18 protein-coding genes are annotated in these 15,929 nt (G+C 65.4%); 16 read left to right on the top strand and 2 right to left on the bottom strand.

Going from position 1 to position 15,929, the window contains the following annotated elements; genetic code table 11:
• Positions 1–82: 82 nt before the first annotated feature.
• The 13 genes from alr to EI983_RS07075 all read left to right on the top strand — a co-directional run bounded on the left by alr (position 83) and on the right by EI983_RS07075 (position 12,031).
• Positions 83–1,120 carry an alanine racemase gene (alr, locus tag EI983_RS07135; protein ID WP_157706687.1) on the top strand — a complete coding sequence of 346 codons (1,038 nt, stop codon included), beginning with the start codon at positions 83–85 and terminating at the stop codon, positions 1,118–1,120.
• Positions 1,117–1,902, top strand: a complete 786-nt coding sequence (locus tag EI983_RS07130) for an MlaE family ABC transporter permease (protein ID WP_157706686.1) — start codon at positions 1,117–1,119, stop codon at positions 1,900–1,902. The genes alr and EI983_RS07130 overlap by 4 nt, the downstream gene beginning before the upstream one ends.
• Entirely contained in the window at positions 1,899–2,645 is a 747-nt protein-coding gene (locus EI983_RS07125; RefSeq protein ID WP_157706685.1) for an ABC transporter ATP-binding protein, read from the top strand. Before EI983_RS07130 ends, EI983_RS07125 begins: the two co-directional genes overlap by 4 nt.
• Before the next feature lie 317 nt (positions 2,646–2,962).
• Positions 2,963–5,143 carry a fused MFS/spermidine synthase gene (locus EI983_RS07120; RefSeq protein WP_157706684.1) on the top strand — a complete coding sequence of 727 codons (2,181 nt, stop codon included), beginning with the start codon at positions 2,963–2,965 and terminating at the stop codon, positions 5,141–5,143.
• A gap of 71 nt (positions 5,144–5,214) precedes the next feature.
• Positions 5,215–5,685: a paraquat-inducible protein A gene (locus tag EI983_RS07115; RefSeq protein WP_157706683.1), complete on the top strand. Its 471-nt coding sequence runs from the start codon at positions 5,215–5,217 to the stop codon at positions 5,683–5,685.
• Positions 5,686–5,804: 119 nt separating this feature from the next.
• Positions 5,805–6,569, top strand: a complete 765-nt coding sequence (locus tag EI983_RS07110; protein WP_157706682.1) for a DNA repair protein — start codon at positions 5,805–5,807, stop codon at positions 6,567–6,569.
• Positions 6,570–6,670: 101 nt separating this feature from the next.
• Complete coding sequence (radA, locus tag EI983_RS07105; protein WP_157706681.1) at positions 6,671–8,038, top strand: DNA repair protein RadA; 1,368 nt, start codon at positions 6,671–6,673, stop codon at positions 8,036–8,038.
• A gap of 28 nt (positions 8,039–8,066) precedes the next feature.
• Positions 8,067–8,627, top strand: a complete 561-nt coding sequence (locus EI983_RS07100) for a CvpA family protein (protein ID WP_157706680.1) — start codon at positions 8,067–8,069, stop codon at positions 8,625–8,627.
• An 11-nt stretch (positions 8,628–8,638) separates the two neighbouring features.
• Complete coding sequence (locus tag EI983_RS07095; protein WP_157706679.1) at positions 8,639–9,085, top strand: DMT family transporter; 447 nt, start codon at positions 8,639–8,641, stop codon at positions 9,083–9,085.
• Between the two features lie 192 nt (positions 9,086–9,277).
• Entirely contained in the window at positions 9,278–10,729 is a 1,452-nt protein-coding gene (gene purF, locus EI983_RS07090) for an amidophosphoribosyltransferase (RefSeq protein ID WP_198389389.1), read from the top strand.
• 179 nt (positions 10,730–10,908) lie between these two features.
• Positions 10,909–11,172, top strand: coding sequence for an amidophosphoribosyltransferase (locus tag EI983_RS07085; RefSeq protein WP_157706677.1), 264 nt, complete (start codon positions 10,909–10,911; stop codon positions 11,170–11,172).
• Between the two features lie 32 nt (positions 11,173–11,204).
• A complete protein-coding gene (locus tag EI983_RS07080; protein ID WP_157706676.1) occupies positions 11,205–11,654 on the top strand; it encodes a DUF1284 domain-containing protein in 450 nt (149 codons plus the stop codon).
• Positions 11,651–12,031: a GFA family protein gene (locus EI983_RS07075; protein WP_157706675.1), complete on the top strand. Its 381-nt coding sequence runs from the start codon at positions 11,651–11,653 to the stop codon at positions 12,029–12,031. The genes EI983_RS07080 and EI983_RS07075 overlap by 4 nt, the downstream gene beginning before the upstream one ends.
• 53 nt (positions 12,032–12,084) lie before the next feature.
• Here EI983_RS07075 and EI983_RS07070 read toward each other — a convergent pair whose 3' ends face one another.
• A complete protein-coding gene (locus EI983_RS07070; protein WP_157706674.1) occupies positions 12,085–12,651 on the bottom strand; it encodes a biotin transporter BioY in 567 nt (188 codons plus the stop codon).
• Between the two features lie 112 nt (positions 12,652–12,763).
• On the opposite strand from EI983_RS07070, the gene EI983_RS07065 reads away from it, so the two are divergent.
• On the top strand, positions 12,764–13,423 hold the full coding sequence (locus tag EI983_RS07065; RefSeq protein WP_157706673.1) for an SDR family NAD(P)-dependent oxidoreductase: 660 nt from the start codon (positions 12,764–12,766) through the stop codon (positions 13,421–13,423).
• On the opposite strand, the gene EI983_RS07060 is transcribed toward EI983_RS07065, so the two are convergent.
• Positions 13,420–14,202 carry a bestrophin-like domain gene (locus EI983_RS07060; RefSeq protein ID WP_157706672.1) on the bottom strand — a complete coding sequence of 261 codons (783 nt, stop codon included), beginning with the start codon at positions 14,200–14,202 and terminating at the stop codon, positions 13,420–13,422. The genes EI983_RS07065 and EI983_RS07060 overlap by 4 nt on opposite strands.
• Positions 14,203–14,397: 195 nt before the next feature.
• Between EI983_RS07060 and surE the strand changes: the two genes are divergently transcribed.
• Together surE and EI983_RS07050 are read left to right on the top strand one after the other, a co-directional pair.
• Complete coding sequence (surE, locus tag EI983_RS07055; RefSeq protein WP_157706671.1) at positions 14,398–15,180, top strand: 5'/3'-nucleotidase SurE; 783 nt, start codon at positions 14,398–14,400, stop codon at positions 15,178–15,180.
• A complete protein-coding gene (locus EI983_RS07050) occupies positions 15,177–15,839 on the top strand; it encodes a protein-L-isoaspartate(D-aspartate) O-methyltransferase (RefSeq protein WP_157706670.1) in 663 nt (220 codons plus the stop codon). Before surE ends, EI983_RS07050 begins: the two co-directional genes overlap by 4 nt.
• The last annotated feature ends 90 nt before the right edge of the window (positions 15,840–15,929 follow it).

The following is a 15,929-nucleotide window of genomic DNA, read 5'->3' as shown; positions in this document are numbered from 1 at the left end:
GTGCCCCAAGCCGGGCATATTGCGATGCGCTGTCGGCGTTTCCCCCTTGACCCCCCCGGCAGAGATGTCAAAACCAACCCCCATGAGCACCGCGACCCTCACCATCGATCTCGACGCCATCGTCGCCAACTGGCGCGCCCTCAACGCCCTGACCGGGTGCGAGACCGGCGCGGTGGTCAAGGCCGATGCCTATGGGCTCGGGGCCGCGCGCGTGGGTCGGGCGCTGATGCGCGCGGGCGCGCGCAGCTTTTTCGTCGCCGTGGCCGAGGAAGGCGCGGCCCTGCGTCAGGCCCTCGGCCCTGCGCCGGCGATCCATGTGTTCTCGGGCCATATGGCGGGCGACACGGACATGATCGGCGATCTCGATCTTATCCCGCTGATCAACTCGCTCGAACAGATGATCCGCCATGTGGAAGGCCTGCCCGGCCATCCCTTTGGCATCCAGCTCGACACCGGCATGAACCGGCTTGGCATGGAGCCGGGCGAATGGGCCGCTCTGCGCGACATTGCGCTCGGTCAAGCCCCGCGCCTTGTGATGAGCCATCTGGCCTGCGCCGATGAGCCGGATCACCCGATGAACGCCCAGCAGCTTCAGACGTTCCTCGACATAACCGACGGGATCGACGCACCGCTGAGCCTGTCCAATACCGGCGGCATTCTGCTTGGCCCGGAATATCACTTTGATCTTACCCGGCCTGGCATCGGCCTTTATGGCGGCCTGCCTCATGCGGATGCGCGGCCGGTGGCCTCGCTCGAAATTCCGGTGATCCAGTGCCGCAACATCGAACCGGGCGAAAGCGTGGGCTATGGCAACAGCTTTGTCACCGAAGAGCCGCGCCGCATCGCCACCATATCCGCCGGCTATGCCGATGGGGTGATCCGCGCCATGGGGCCCAAGGCGCTGGTCTTTGCGGGCGATGAGGCCTGCCCTCTCGCGGGACGCATCTCGATGGACATGATGGGCGTCGACATCACCCATCTCAGCAAGGACCCCAAGACGCTCGACCTGCTCGGGCCGCATCAGGGCGTCGATGACGTGGCCGGCTACGCGGGCACGATCGGCTACGAAATCCTTACCTCGCTCGGGGCGCGATATGCCCGCCGGTATATCGGCGGATGAGCTTTCTTCTCTCTTTCCTGGCCGCCATCGGGCGCAACACCCTGGCCGCTCTGGCCATGCTGGGCCGCGTCTCGCTCTTTGCCGCGCGCAGCTTCTCGCATATGGCCCGCCCGCCCTTCTACCCGCGCGAAATCGCCGTGGCGCTCTTGCAGGTGGGCTGGCTGTCGCTGCCCGTGGTGGGCCTGACGGCGGTCTTCACCGGCGGCGCGCTGGCCTTGCAGATCTATTCCGGCGGCGCGCGCTTCAACGCCGAGGCCGTGGTGCCCCAGATCGTCGCCATCGGCATGGTGCGCGAGCTTGGTCCCGTGCTGGTCGGCCTGATGATCGCCGCGCGTGTCACCTCGTCCATCGCCGCCGAGATCGCCACGATGAAAGTGACCGAGCAGATCGACGCGCTCGTCACCCTCTCCACCAACCCGATGAAATATCTCGTGGTGCCGCGTGTGCTGGCCGCCCTTCTGACCGTGCCTCTGCTGGTCGGGGTCGGGGACATCATCGGCATCGCGGGCGGCTACACGGTGGCCACCAAATCGCTCGGCTTCAACTCCGCCACCTACCTGCACAACACGATCAACTTCCTGGAGGCGCGCGATATCATCTCCAGCCTCGTCAAAGGGGCTGTCTTCGGTGTGATCGCGGCCCTCATGGGCTGCTATTTCGGCATGCATTCAGGCCGCGGCGCCCAGGGCGTGGGCCGCGCCACCAAAGGCTCGGTCCAGGCTGCCGCGATCCTCATTCTCGCCGCCAACTTCGTGCTCACGGGGGTGTTCTTCTCGCTATGATCGACATGAAGGATGTCCGCAAAGCCTTTGGCGACAACCATGTTCTTCGGGGCGTGAACCTGACCATCCCGTCGGGCACCTCGATGGTGATCATCGGCGGCTCGGGCACCGGCAAATCCGTGGCGCTGAAATGCATCCTTGGCCTCATTCAGCCCGACAGCGGGTTGATCACGCTTGACGGCAAGGACGTCACCAAAGGCGACCGCGATGCCTTTCTTGCCCGGTTCGGGATGCTGTTTCAGGGCGGTGCTCTGTTTGACTCGCTGCCGGTCTGGCAAAACGTCGCCTTCCGCCTGCTGCGCGGGTCTTTGAAACGTCCCCGCGACGAGGCCCGCGAGATCGCGATCGAAAAGCTCCGCCGCGTGGGCCTCAAGCCCGAACAGGCCGACAAATTCCCCGCCGAGCTCTCGGGCGGCATGCAAAAGCGCGTCGGCCTTGCCCGCGCCATCGCCGCCGAGCCCGAGATCATCTTCTTTGACGAGCCCACCACCGGGCTCGACCCGATCATGTCCGGCGTGATCAACGATCTCATCCGCGAGATCGTGACCGAGATGGGCGCCACCGCCATGACCATCACCCATGACATGACCTCCGTCCGCGCCATCGCCGACAATGTGGCCATGCTGCATGACGGCGTCATCCAGTGGACCGGCCCCGTGGCCGATATGGACCATTCAGGCGATCCCTATATGGAGCAGTTTATCCACGGCAGCGCCGAAGGCCCGATCGAAGCGGTGCGGTAACCCCAACGCCCATCACCAGCTTCCGGGATGGCGACCTTCACAGGCGTTCCGGGGCGCTTTATCCCCGCCACATCCGCACTCAGAATGAGTGATGCGCCCAGCGTCACCAAATAGCCAGCCGTCACGCCAAAGGCCTGCCACTCATGGATGGCGCATCTTTGGTGCGACGTAGCTCGGTGGATAGGCCGGGCCGCTGCGCGGCTCATAACCGGCCTGAAACGCCCCGAATTGCCCTGATTTTCCACCGCTCACGCCCCATTTTCACCCCTTTTCACTGTCACTTTCCCGGCAACAACGGACTGGGCAAGGCACAGATTATGCATATTTCCGACACGCCGAAGACCGCGCGCTCTGTCGTGCCGATCCTCTTTGTGGCGACGATTTTCCTCTCCGCCTCGCTGCTCTTCTTCGTGCAGCCCATGTTTGCCCGCATCGTGCTGCCGACCATCGGCGGCTCTCCGGCGGTCTGGACCACGGCGATGCTGTTCTTTCAGACCGTGCTGATCGCGGGCTATCTTTATGCGCACCTGCTGACCCGCCATGTCGCCCCCCGCGCGCAGTTGATCATTCACCTTGGCGTCTGGGCCTCCGCCCTGCTGTTCCTGCCGCTGGCCATCCCCGAGGGCTGGCGCTTTGATCCGACAGGTCCGATGGCCTGGCAAACCCTTCTGCTCTTTGCCGCGGGCGTCGGCCTGCCCTTCTTCGCGCTCAGCGCCAATGCGCCGCTCATTCAGTTCTGGTATGGCCGCTCCGGCGGTCCTTCGGCTGACGACCCCTATTTCCTCTATGGCGCGTCCAACCTGGGCTCGCTCGTGGCGCTTCTGGGCTTCCCCCTTGTGGCCGAGCCGCTCTTCGGGGTCAGTGCCATCACCTTCGGCTGGGCCATCGGCTTTGTCGCCCTGGGCGCGTTCCTTCTGGCCTCCGGTGTGATGGCGCGGGGCCCTGCCCTGCGGACCTTCGCCTTTGCCAAACCGGCACGGCTCCAGCCGCGACAGCTCATCCTCTGGGCGTACCTCGCCTTCATCCCGTCCTCGCTGATGCTGTCGGTCACCTCCAAGATCAGCCTCGATATCGGTGCTGTGCCTCTCGTCTGGGTGATCCCGCTGTCGCTCTACCTGCTGACCTTCGTGCTCACCTTCACCCACCGCCAAATCATGCCCGAGCGTCTGTTCAAACCGCTCACGGCGCTGGTCCTCGTTGGCCTGCTGCTGATCTTCGCGGGGCTCACCGGCCCGCTGATGAGCTGGGCCAAGGTGGCCTTCCTGATCGGCGGGTTCTTCGTCGTGGCGCTCTATGCCCACCGCACGCTTTATCTCGCACGGCCCGACGCGTCGCAGCTGACCGCCTTTTACCTGACCATGTCCGTGGGCGGCGCGCTTGGCGGGCTTTTCAACTCGATCATCGCGCCCACGCTCTTTGCCGGGCTGTATGAGGCCGGGGCCACGGTTCTGATGGCCGGGCTGATGCTGGTGCCTCTGGCGCGGGTGCGCGCGTCCACCCTGCTGCGCGGGGCCGGGTTCGGCCTTGCCGCCGCCCTGCCCGCCTATGCGCTCACCCAGCTTATCCCCGGCACCGACCCCACGGCTCTGACCCTCGTGCTGGTCGCGGGCGGCTTTGTCGCCCTGCTGCTGACCCGGGCGCAACCGGCAGGCGCCTATGTCGCGATGGCCTCGGTCTTTGCCGCCTCGGCCTTCGTCCTGCCCGACACCGCCCTGCTGCGCGACCGCAGCTTTTTCGGCACGCATCTCGTCTCCGAAACGCAGGGCCTGCGGCTCTATGGCAACGGCACCACCATTCATGGCGGCCAGCGCATCGCCGATGATACCGCCGCCCGTCCCGAGCCGCTCTATTACTACCACCCCAACGGACCGATGGCGCAGGTCATGACCTCGGCCCGCGGGCGGGATGCGCAACGCATCGGCGTCGTGGGGCTCGGCGTCGGCTCGCTGGCCTGTTACGCACAACCGGGCCAGGACTGGCAGTTCTACGAGATCGACCCAATGGTCGAGGCCATCGCCCGCGATGCGCGCTATTTCCGCTTCATGGAGGCCTGCGCCGGTGACGCGCCCGTGCATCTGGGCGATGCCCGCATCGTTCTGGCCGCGCAGGAGCCGCAGGCTTATGACATCCTCGTCATCGACGCCTACAGCTCGGACAGTGTACCGGTGCACCTGACCACAGACGAGGCGATCCGCCTCTACATGCGCCACCTTGCGCCCGATGGCATCCTCGTCTTTCACATCTCCAACCGCTATTACGCGATCGACCGCCCCCTTGGCCGTTCCGCCGACGCACAGGGGCTCATTGGGCGCAAACAGCATTATGCGGGCAATGTGGCGCAGGATCCGGCCGACTGGGCCTCCATCGCCGCCACGCTGACCCGGTCCGAGGCCGCCCTCGGCGATCTGGGCACGGACCCGCGCTGGACGCCTTTGCAAAACGACGGCGCCCCGGTCTGGACCGATGATCACGCGGATCTTTTGTCGATCCTGAAGTAACGCTTGCGTCTTGCGTCAATGCGCTCCAGCGCATAGCTCAAAGCCATTGAGATGATGAAAGGCCTTTGAGAATGCTGCGCTATGCAAACCTCGCCCTGCTGGTCCTGTTCCCGTTGGCCTGGTTTGCGCCGCTAATGCGCGCGGGGCTTCTGCCGCTCTTTGGCCTTTCGGAAATCAGCGTCATCTCCGGCCTGCAAAGCCTGTGGGATTCGGACGTGTTTCTGGCGCTTCTGGTCACCTTCTTCGCCCTCTTCGCGCCCTATGTGAAAACGATCGGCCTTGCGCTCATCCATTTCGGCCTTTTGCGGCGCAAGACCCTGCCGGCGCTGCAGCTGCTGGGAAAGCTAGCGATGGCCGATATCTTCCTGATCGCGGTCTATATCACGCTCACCAAAGGCATCGGCATGGGCAAGATCGAAACCGCCTGGGGGCTCTATCTCTTTACCGCCTGCATTCTCGCGTCGATCTTCATCGGCTGGAAAACCGAAAAATCCCCGCAAAAGGACCGGATTGTTTCCAGTCAGGAAACAATTCACCGTTAATCCAGCGTTAAAAGCACCCGCCTGACCGGAAATCCGCAAAATTCCCCTTCGGGATTTGCCAGCGCTGGGCGTAAACTTGCCTATCCTTTCGTATAAGTCATCTTTCTGGGGGGAAAGTCATGACCGCGCAGCTTCGTTCCATTCTTTTCCTGATCCAGTCTCTGTTGCAACGCCTGGCGGTGGCCGTCTTTGCGGCGACCGCCCTGATCTTGCTCCTGCTCACCGGCATGGCCGCGTTCGGGGCGGCGCCCTGGCTGGAGCTCCCGGTCAGCATCGGCGGGGCCACCTATGATCAGGCCGGGATGTATACGCAAATCGCGGGCACGGTTCTGGCCGTTCTGCTTTGTGTGTACCTGCCGTCGAACGCCCGCATCATGCAGCTTGAAAACTCGCATCGCCGGTTCGAGATCGGCATGCAGGACGTGGCCCGCGCCTATGCCATCGCCCATTCGGCGGACCGCGAAAACCTCTTTCAGCTCAGCTCCGAATTTGACGCCGTGCGCGAGCGGCTGGCCTATCTGCGCACCCATCCCGAGCTGGAAAGCCTCGAACCCGCGCTGCTCGAGATCGCGGCGCAGATGTCACATATCAGCCGCGAACTGGCGGATGTCTACGCCACCGACAAGGTCGAACGCGCCCGCGCCTTCCTCAAGCAACGCCAGGAAGAGGTGGCGCAGTTCAACATCCGCCTGGAAAAGGCCAAGGCGCTCACCACCGAGCTGCGCCACTGGGTGCATGAGGTCGAGCTGGAGGAAAGCGTCGCCGCCAGCCAGTTGCAACGGCTACAGGACGAGCTGCGCACGATCCTGCCCGAACTCGGTCACGAAGAGATCCTGCGCGCCGACGGCACGGTGATCGATATCCCCCGCAAGGCCGCCGAATAACCGCTCATCCGTCCTTGCGGCCGGCCTCGCGAGACGCGCACGCAAGGGCGCGAAGAGCAGGCCCGTTGACCGCGCCACCCCTTTCGGGCATCACCGCCGTCATGGCCAGACCCACAACCTCCTTCACCTGCAATGCCTGCGGCGCGCACCATTCCAAATGGTCCGGCCGCTGCGAGGCCTGCGGCGACTGGAACACCATCACCGAGGACACGCCGCTTTCCGCCGGCCCCGGCGCCAAATCCATCGGCGCCAAACGCGGCACCCCGCTTCACCTGACCGACCTGGCCACCGAGGAGGCGCCTCCGCCCCGCACCCTCTCGGGCATGCCCGAGCTGGACCGCGTGCTTGGCGGCGGCCTCGTGCCCGCCTCGGCCATCCTCGTCGGCGGCGATCCCGGCATCGGCAAATCCACGCTGCTGCTGCAGGCCGCTGCCCGCTTTGCCGCATCGGGCCTCAAGACGCTCTATGTGACGGGTGAAGAGGCCTCGGCGCAGGTCCGCATGCGCGCACAGCGTCTGGGCCTGGGCGACGCGCCGGTGCAACTGGCCGCCGCCACCGCGCTGCGCGACATCCTGACCACGATGGAGACCGAGAAGCCCCAGCTCGTCATCATCGATTCGATTCAGACCATGTGGGCCGACACGGTGGACAGCGCCCCCGGCTCCGTCGCCCAGGTGCGCGCCGCCGCGCATGAGCTGACCAGCTTCGCCAAGCGCAAGGGCGTGTCGGTCATCCTCGTGGGCCATGTCACCAAGGAAGGCCAGATCGCCGGCCCCCGCGTGGTTGAGCATATGGTCGACACCGTCCTCTATTTCGAAGGCGAGCGCGGGCATCAGTTCCGCATCCTGCGCTCGGTCAAGAACCGCTTCGGCCCGGCGGACGAAATCGGCGTGTTCGAGATGACCGGCAGCGGCCTGTCTGAGGTCGCCAACCCTTCCGCGCTTTTCCTGTCGGGCCGGGGCGAGCCGTCGCCCGGCTCCGTCGTCTTTGCCGGCATCGAAGGCACCCGGCCCGTTCTGGTCGAGATGCAGGCGCTTGTCGCCCCCTCGCCTCATGCCCAGGCCCGCCGTGCCGTCGTCGGCTGGGACAGCGCCCGCCTGGCCATGGTGCTGGCCGTGCTCGAGGCCCGCTGCGGCATCCCCTTTGCCGGGCTTGACGTCTATCTCAACGTCGCCGGCGGTCTGAAAATCTCGGAACCGGCGGCCGATCTGGCCGTGGCCACAGCGCTTCTGTCTGCGCGGGAAGACGCCGCTCTGCCCGCCGAAACGGTGATTTTCGGCGAAATCAGCCTTTCCGGCGCGCTTCGTCCGGTAGGTCAGACCGAAAACAGGTTGAAAGAAGCGCAAAAACTTGGTTTTACCGCCGCAATCGCTCCGATCGGCGGCAAGCCGGGCGCAGCGACCGGCATGACGCTCAATCAGTTTGGCGATCTGGCCGGATTGGTTGGTGATATTTTCGGCGCAGGGTAGGCGCGCAAGAGGGACAGGAACACGCATCATGGACGGCTTCACCATCATCGACGGCATCGTGGCCGTTGTCATCGTTCTGTCGGCACTCCTGGCCTATTCGCGCGGCTTCGTGCGCGAGGCGCTGGCCATCGCGGGCTGGATCGCGGCGGGCGTCGTCGCCTTCCTCTTCGCCCCGCAGGTGGAACCGCTGGTCAAGGAAATCCCCGTTGCGGGCGATTTCATCGCCGACAGTTGCGAATTGTCGATGTTCGGGGCCTTCGCCGTTGTTTTTGCCGGGGCGCTCATCGTCGCCTCGCTGATCACGCCGCTGTTTTCCTCGCTGGTGCAGCGCTCGGCGCTTGGCGGGATCGACCAGGGGCTCGGCTTCCTCTTTGGCGTGGCGCGCGGCGTGCTGCTCGTGGCGATTGCCTATTTCGTCTATGAGACGGTGATCAGCGCGCAAAACATCCAGATCATCGACGACAGCCGCTCGGCCCGCGTCTTTGCGCGGCTGACCGACGGGATCGAAAACCAGGACCCGCAAGCGGCGCTCGGCTGGATCACCCAGAAATATGAACAGCTCGTCGGCGCCTGCGCGCCCGCCGAGTAAGCCGCGCCGCGATGCCCCCGACCGCGCCGATAGCCATGGGGCTGATGGTCGCCGCGGGTGTGGTGATCGCAGTGCAGGCCCCGATCAACGCCGCACTTTATCGCGGCCTCGGCAGCCCGATCGCCGCGGCGACGATCTCCTTCGGCGTGGGCTTCTTGCTTTTGCTGCTTTGCACCATCCTGTTCGGGGATGCACACACCTTCACCGCCCTGCCCTCTTTGCCGTCATGGCTTCTCGTCGGTGGAGCGTTGGGCGCGTTTTTCGTCTTCAGCGCGCTCTGGAGTGTGCCGGTTCTGGGCGTACTCACCGTCACCGGGCTGGTGGTGCTGGGCCAGATCGGCGCCGCCCTCGTGCTCGACCATTACGGGGCGTTCGGGCTCACCGTGCGCGAAATCTCCCCGACGCGCCTGCTCTCCGGTGTGCTGCTGGTCGCCGGAGTGATCCTGTCGCGCCTTTGACCGGGCCGGGGCGCGCCCTTCCAGGGCCCATCCCGGCTGCGTCTTGCGCCCCGCTGTGACGGAAAAATCCTCTTCTGCGGCATAACAACCCGGGCTGAGCGCGGATCGGCGGGTGACAGACCGCGCCCGAGCCCTTATGTAAAGGATACGTGACGCCAGTGGATTCGGAGCTGCCCCGTCTTGTCCAAGCAAATGCCCCCCGCTCACCCTTTCGATGATGACAAGCTGCACGAGGAGTGTGGGATTTTCGGCGTGATCGGTGTGACCGATGCGGCGAATTTCGTGGCCCTTGGCCTGCATGCCCTGCAGCACCGCGGGCAGGAGGCGGGCGGCATCGTCTGCCACCACCCCGATCACGGCTTCAACCACGCCCGCCGCTTCGGCTATGTGCGCGACAATTTCACCAAGCAGTCGCTGATGGAAACCCTGCCGGGGCCGCTCTCCATCGGCCATGTGCGCTATTCCACCGCCGGAGGCAAAGCGCCGGTGATCCGCGACGTGCAGCCCTTCTTCGGCGAATTTGCGATGGGCGGCGCGGCCATTGCCCATAACGGCAACATCACCAATGCCGACGCACTGCGTCGCGAATTGATCGAGCGCGGCTCGATCTTCCAGTCCAATTCCGACAGCGAATGCATCATTCACCTGATGGCGCGTTCCTTGCAGCGCACCATCCCCGACCGGATGGAAGACGCGCTGCGCCGGGTCGAGGGGGCGTTCTCGGTCGTGGCCATGACCCGCACCAAGCTTATCGGCGTGCGCGATCCCTTAGGCGTGCGCCCGCTGGTGCTGGGCCAGCTTGGCGATGGCTGGGTGCTCAGCTCCGAGACCTGCGCGCTGGACATCATCGGCGCCGCCTTCGTGCGCGAGATCGAACCGGGCGAGATGGTGGTGATCACCGACAAGGGCGTCGAAAGCCGTCGGCCCTTCAAGCCGCTCAGCCCGCGCTTCTGCATCTTCGAGCATGTCTATTTCTCGCGCCCCGACAGCATCATCGGTGGCCGCTCGGTCTATGAAACCCGGCGGCAGATCGGTATCGAGCTTGCGCGCGAAGCTCCGGTCGAGGCCGATATTGTCTGCCCGGTGCCCGATTCAGGCACGCCGGCGGCCATAGGCTATAGCCACGAAAGCGGCATCCCCTATGCGATGGGCATCATCCGCAACCAGTATATGGGCCGGACCTTTATCGAGCCGACCGAGCAGATCCGCAACATGGGCGTGCGGCTCAAGCTCAACGTCAACCGCGCGCTGATCAAGGACAAGCGGGTCATCCTGGTGGATGACAGCGTGGTGCGCGGCACCACCAGCCGCAAGATCAAGGAAATGATCCTCGATGCCGGGGCGAAAGAGGTGCATTTCCGTATCGCCAGCCCGCCCACGGCCTGGCCCTGCTTTTATGGCGTGGACACACCGCAGCGCGAGAAACTTCTGGCCGCGACCATGTCCGAGGACGAAATGCGCGACCACCTGGCGGTGGACAGCCTGAAATTCATCACCCTCGACGGTCTCTACCGCGCCGTGGGCGAGGCGTCGGGCCGCAACGCCAAATGTCCGCAATATTGTGATGCCTGCTTCTCGGGCGAATACCCCGTTGCCCCGTCGGACCAGATCGAAAAAGGCTTTGAGCTGAAAGCGGCGGAGTAACCCCGCCGCTCATCCGCCTTTACGGGCGGCCTCGCGAGGCGAGCTGCAAAGCTCGACGAGCAAACCCCTGATGCCGCGTTGCAGCATATTTCCGCCGACCCTCGAACAGAAGCCCTTTCCTTTCCCATGAAACAAGCCTATCTGCCCCCTTCGCAGATGCAGCATTCATGGAGTTGGCCTTGGCCGAAACCACCGACACCCCCGCAGATACCCTTGTCGCCGCCACGCAGGAAGGCGCCTTGCCGCTGCATGGCCTGGTGCTTCTTGGCACCTTTGACAAAGCCGAGGGCAGCAGCGCCCTGATCCGCACCCGCAATGGCGACATCCGCATGGTGCAGACCGGCGACAATGTGGGCTCCTCCACCGTCAGCGCGATTGACGACGGCGCGCTCTATCTCGTCTCGGGCGCGCATACCAAGCGCCTGACGCTGCCCGAAGGTTGACCACAGCCCCGCGCAGGCCCATCCTGCGCCCCATGCCTCACGATCCGATCCGCTATCGACCGCATCATTTCCTGTGCTCGCTCGGGTTTCAGGGCAAGGGCTATTCGGACGGCTTCACCGCCAACATGGCCGCGATCGTCGACGCGTGTTTGCGCGCGCCCGGCGGCGATGACACCCTGATCGAGGTGGTGGGCGCCACCGATGACATCTGCACCCCCTGCCCCAAGCGCCGCGGCGCTTTATGCGAAAGCCAGGACAAGATCGCGCGCCTCGACGCCCGCCATGCCCGCGCGCTCGGGCTGTTCGTAGGCAACACGATCACCTGGGGCGAGGCCAAGCGCCGGATGGTCAAACGCGTGCCGCCCGGCGCGCTGACCGGGCTGTGCGCAGGCTGTCAGTGGCTTGACCTGGGCCTGTGCGAAACCGCGCTCAGCGCCTTGCATGCCAAGCACGGGACACAAGGAGCATGCGAGGACCAATGACAGACATACGCCATGCCGCCTGCGCCTGCGGGGCGCTCGGCCTTAGCTGCCGGGGTACACCCGCCCTCGTGTCGCTCTGCCATTGCACGCAATGCCAGAAACGCAGCGGCGGCCCCTTTGGCATCGCAGCCTTCTACCCGGCCGAGGCGGTCGAGATTGCAGGTCAGAGCACCCGGTTCACCCGCGAGTCCGATCACGGCCATCCGGTCGACTTTCACTTCTGCCCTGTCTGCGGCAGCACCGTCTTCTGGTATCCGCGCCGCAAGCCCGGCATGATCGCCGTCGCCACCGGCGCTTTTGCCGATCCGGCCTTCCCGGCCCCGACCCAGGAGGTCTTTACCGAGCACCGGCATCTCTGGGTCAGGCCGCTGGCATGAAAAACGCCGCCCCGGGGGACCGGAGCGGCGTTCCAGATCTTGTCAGGCTGAGATCAGCGCTTGACCGCGGCCACGGCCTTCCAGCCACCCCAGACCACCATCGCGGCGATCACGGCCTTGATGGCATCGCCCAGCAGGAAGGGCGCCATCCAGCCGGCCCAAAGCTCGGGCAGGGTTTTGCCCAGCATCGCGGCAGGCCAGGCCAGACCGGGGATATAGAGCAGCGCCGAGACGACGATGCCCACCAGCGCGGTCGACACGACACCGCGCGCCAGGCCCTTTTCGGCGGCCAGACCGGCCAGCCAGGCCATGCCCACAAAGCCAAAGAGGAAACCCGCGGTCGGGCCCATCAGGGCGACACCGTTCATGCCATTGGCAAAGACCGGCAGGCCCGCAGCACCCTGCGCCAGATAGGCCAGCAGGGTCACGGCGGCCAGGCGCGACCCGAAGGTCAGCCCGACGATCAGAATCGCCAGCGTCTGCAGCGTGATCGGCACCGGCCAGCCTACGCTGACTTGCGCGGCCAGCGCGATGAACAGCGAGCCGCCCAGAACAAGAGCCGTTTTGTGCAGAAGAGTCTCATGGCCGATCGCGGCCTGGGTCAGAACTTGGGCGCGCATACGCGGTCCTCCTTGTGAAATCCGACAATTGCCCACTTTTTTCGCTGCAATGCCGCAAATGTCAAGCGAAGGGGGCTTGAAATCTCTGCGTCAGGGTGGGATTTGCCAAAGCATGACGGATCACGATACCCCGAAAATCGCTCTGGTGACCGGCGCCTCGCGCGGGCTGGGTGCAGCCATGGCCGAGCAGCTTGCCGCGACACATCACGTCGTCGCCGTCGGCCGCACCACCGGCGCGCTCGAAGAGCTTGACGACCGCATCCAGGCCAAGGGCGGCAACGCCACGCTGGCGCCGATGGATATCACCAATCTCGATGCCATGGCGCAGCTCTGCCGCTCGATCCATGACCGCTGGGGCAAGCTCGATCTCTGGGTGCATGCCGCCATCCACGCCGCCCCGCTGACGCCTGCGCCCTTCATGGACGCCAAGGACTGGGAGCGCTCGGTGGCCACCAACGTGACCGCCACGGGTCAGCTCATTCCGTTTCTCGCCCCGCTTCTGGGCGAAGCCGGACAGGCCGTCTTCTTCGACGATCCGCGCGGCGGCGAGCCGTTCTTCGGCGCCTATGGCGCGACCAAATCCGCCCAGATCGCCCTCGCCCGCAGCTGGGCCGCCGAAACGCAGCGCACCGGCCCGCGCGTACATATCCTTGCCCCCGCGCCGATGCCCACCGCGACCCGCGGCCGCTTCCACCCGGGCGAAGACCGCAGCGTTCTGGCCCAGCCGATGGACGAGGCCACCCGGCTCATCGGGCTCATGCGTGGCGCCTAACGCGCCCCGAGCGCGCGCACCTCATCGCTCAGGAACCTCTCAAAGCCCAGCGGCGTGGCGTTTCCCGGCGCATGATAAGGGTTCGCATAGGCCATCACGAAAAAGATGATCAGCCCGGTAAAGGCCGCAAAGCCCGACAGCAGCATAAGGTTCAGCGCCGTCGCCGGATAGGTGAAATAGCCCGCCGAGATCAGCAGGATGCCCGACAACGCGGCGATCAGAAAAAGCTGCGAGGCCCCGAAATGCGCCGCATTTTCACGCGCCTCGCGCAGTTCCGACAGCTCGCGAATATCGGCCAGCATGATCCCCAGAAGCCGCTCCTGCCGGGGCGTCTCCGGGGACAGATCAAGGATGCTCTCATAGCCGCGTTCCCAGGCCTGCCATGCTGCATCCGACAACCGGCCATCCCCCGCCAGCGAGGGCCATTCCTCGTCGATCACCGCGATTGCATAGCGCGCCAGCTCGGCCCGGATCTCCTGGGTGCCTTCCGCGTCATAGCGCTCCAGGTCATAATAGATATCCGCCAGCATCGCCGCCTCATGCGCCGAGGTCACATGCACGTCCCGGATCGAGGTCAGCTCCTGCGCGAAAACCAGCGCCAGCACCAGCCCGTGCAGCGCCGCCACCCGGAACAGCACCGACCCCGCCAGTTCGCGGCTGTCCTCGTCGGTCCGGGCCAGCAGCGCCCACCGGGTCAGCGCATAACTCGCCAGCGACACGGCAATCACCCCGGCGATGAACACAAGGCCCGCGATCACCGGATGAAGACTGAACAGCATATTGGACAGCGCGTGAATTGATTTGCTCCCGATGTAGTGACGTCCTGAGTCTATCGGTGAAAATCACTTTGCCAAGCCATCAGTGCCACACTACGCCCATCCGGCGCAGAGTTGGCGCCGCTCCGGCCCCGCTTGGCCTTGCCCCGCCCCACCCCCGACGCTACTAAGAACAGAACCGGCAAAGGGGCATCACACGTGCGTATTCTCATCACCAATGACGACGGCATCAACGCCCCGGGCCTTCAGGTTCTGACCGAAATCGCCCATGCGCTCGCGGGCCCCGAGGGCGAGGTCTGGACCGTGGCCCCCGCGTTTGAGCAATCCGGCGTCGGCCATTGCATCTCCTATACCCACCCGATGATGATCTCCAGGCTGGAAGAGCGCCGCTACATGGTCGAAGGCAGCCCGGCCGATTGCGTGCTTGCGGGCCTGCATGACGTCATGCCCGATGCCCGCCCCGATCTGGTGCTGTCGGGCGTGAACCGGGGCAACAACTCGGCTGAAAACGCGCTCTATTCCGGCACGCTCGGGGCCGCGATGGAGGCCGCGCTGCAAGGCGTGCCCGCCGTGGCGCTCAGCCAGTATAACGGCCCCGCCAACCGCGACCTCACCGACACGTTCGAGGCCGCCCGTGTGCATGGCCTGCCCACCCTGCGCCGCCTTCTGGACAAGGGCGTGTGGACCCGCGACGATTACGGCATCTTCTACAACATCAACTTTCCGCCCGTCCCGGCGGCGGATGTGCAGGGCATCAAGGCCACCCGCCAGGGCTTTCGCCGCGACATGGGTTTTGGCGTGCAGCCTCATAACGCACCCTCCGGCCGCCGCTTCCTCTGGGTCACCGGCGCGCCGCAGCAACAGCCCACCTCGCCGGGCTCGGACGCGGATATGAACCTCAAGGGCTATATTTCCGTCACGCCCATGCGCGCCGACCTGACCGCCCATGACGCGCTGGAGGCTCTCAAGGCAATCGAATGAGCGACGCCCCGGACGATATCGCCGAACGCAAGATGCAGTTCCTCTTCGCCCTGCGCTCGCGCGGGGTGACCGAGGCGCGGGTGCTGAACGCCATGGAAAAGATCGACCGCGGCCTCTTCATCCGCGGCACCTTCGCGATGCGCGCCTATGAGGACATGCCCCTGCCCATCGCCTGCGGTCAAACCATCTCACAGCCCTCTGTGGTGGGGCTGATGACCCAGGCGCTCCGGCTCACCGGGCGCGAAAAGGTGCTGGAGGTGGGCACCGGCTCGGGCTACCAGGCCGCCATCCTCAGCCATCTCGCCCGCCGGGTCTATACGGTCGACCGCCACCGCCGCCTCGTGGCCGAGGCGATGGAGGTGTTCCGCACCCTCGATCTGACCAATATCACGGCGCTGACCTCCGATGGCAGCTTCGGCCTGCCCGATCAGGCGCCCTTCGACCGCATCATCGTCACCGCTGCCGCCGAGGATCCGCCCGGCCCGCTCATGACCCAGCTCAAGGAGGGCGGGATCATGGTTGTGCCCGTGGGCCAGTCCGACACGGTCCAGACCCTGATCCGCGTCACCCGCACCGCCTCCGGCTTCGATTATGACGAGCTTCTGCCGGTGCGGTTCGTGCCGCTCGTCGAGGGGCTCGGACGCGACGGCCACCCTTGAACACCGCCCCGGCATGAAGGGCAAGACAAACCGTTCCCAAGCCGCTAAACTGCGCCGCAAAGCCCCGGCCAACAGGGGCATGACACGAGG

Source organism: Roseovarius faecimaris (assembly GCF_009762325.1).
GTDB lineage: Bacteria > Pseudomonadota > Alphaproteobacteria > Rhodobacterales > Rhodobacteraceae > Roseovarius > Roseovarius faecimaris.
This window is presented reverse-complemented; position numbering and strand designations above follow the sequence as displayed.

Coding starts and splice junctions, on each gene's coding strand:
- alr (WP_157706687.1), top strand. CDS start 83: ATGAGCACCGCGACCCTCACCATCGATCTCGACGCCATCGTCGCCAAC.
- EI983_RS07130 (WP_157706686.1), top strand. CDS start 1,117: ATGAGCTTTCTTCTCTCTTTCCTGGCCGCCATCGGGCGCAACACCCTG.
- EI983_RS07125 (WP_157706685.1), top strand. CDS start 1,899: ATGATCGACATGAAGGATGTCCGCAAAGCCTTTGGCGACAACCATGTT.
- EI983_RS07120 (WP_157706684.1), top strand. CDS start 2,963: ATGCATATTTCCGACACGCCGAAGACCGCGCGCTCTGTCGTGCCGATC.
- EI983_RS07115 (WP_157706683.1), top strand. CDS start 5,215: ATGCTGCGCTATGCAAACCTCGCCCTGCTGGTCCTGTTCCCGTTGGCC.
- EI983_RS07110 (WP_157706682.1), top strand. CDS start 5,805: ATGACCGCGCAGCTTCGTTCCATTCTTTTCCTGATCCAGTCTCTGTTG.
- radA (WP_157706681.1), top strand. CDS start 6,671: ATGGCCAGACCCACAACCTCCTTCACCTGCAATGCCTGCGGCGCGCAC.
- EI983_RS07100 (WP_157706680.1), top strand. CDS start 8,067: ATGGACGGCTTCACCATCATCGACGGCATCGTGGCCGTTGTCATCGTT.
- EI983_RS07095 (WP_157706679.1), top strand. CDS start 8,639: ATGCCCCCGACCGCGCCGATAGCCATGGGGCTGATGGTCGCCGCGGGT.
- purF (WP_198389389.1), top strand. CDS start 9,278: ATGCCCCCCGCTCACCCTTTCGATGATGACAAGCTGCACGAGGAGTGT.
- EI983_RS07080 (WP_157706676.1), top strand. CDS start 11,205: ATGCCTCACGATCCGATCCGCTATCGACCGCATCATTTCCTGTGCTCG.
- EI983_RS07075 (WP_157706675.1), top strand. CDS start 11,651: ATGACAGACATACGCCATGCCGCCTGCGCCTGCGGGGCGCTCGGCCTT.
- EI983_RS07070 (WP_157706674.1), bottom strand. CDS start 12,651: ATGCGCGCCCAAGTTCTGACCCAGGCCGCGATCGGCCATGAGACTCTT.
- EI983_RS07065 (WP_157706673.1), top strand. CDS start 12,764: ATGACGGATCACGATACCCCGAAAATCGCTCTGGTGACCGGCGCCTCG.
- EI983_RS07060 (WP_157706672.1), bottom strand. CDS start 14,202: ATGCTGTTCAGTCTTCATCCGGTGATCGCGGGCCTTGTGTTCATCGCC.
- EI983_RS07050 (WP_157706670.1), top strand. CDS start 15,177: ATGAGCGACGCCCCGGACGATATCGCCGAACGCAAGATGCAGTTCCTC.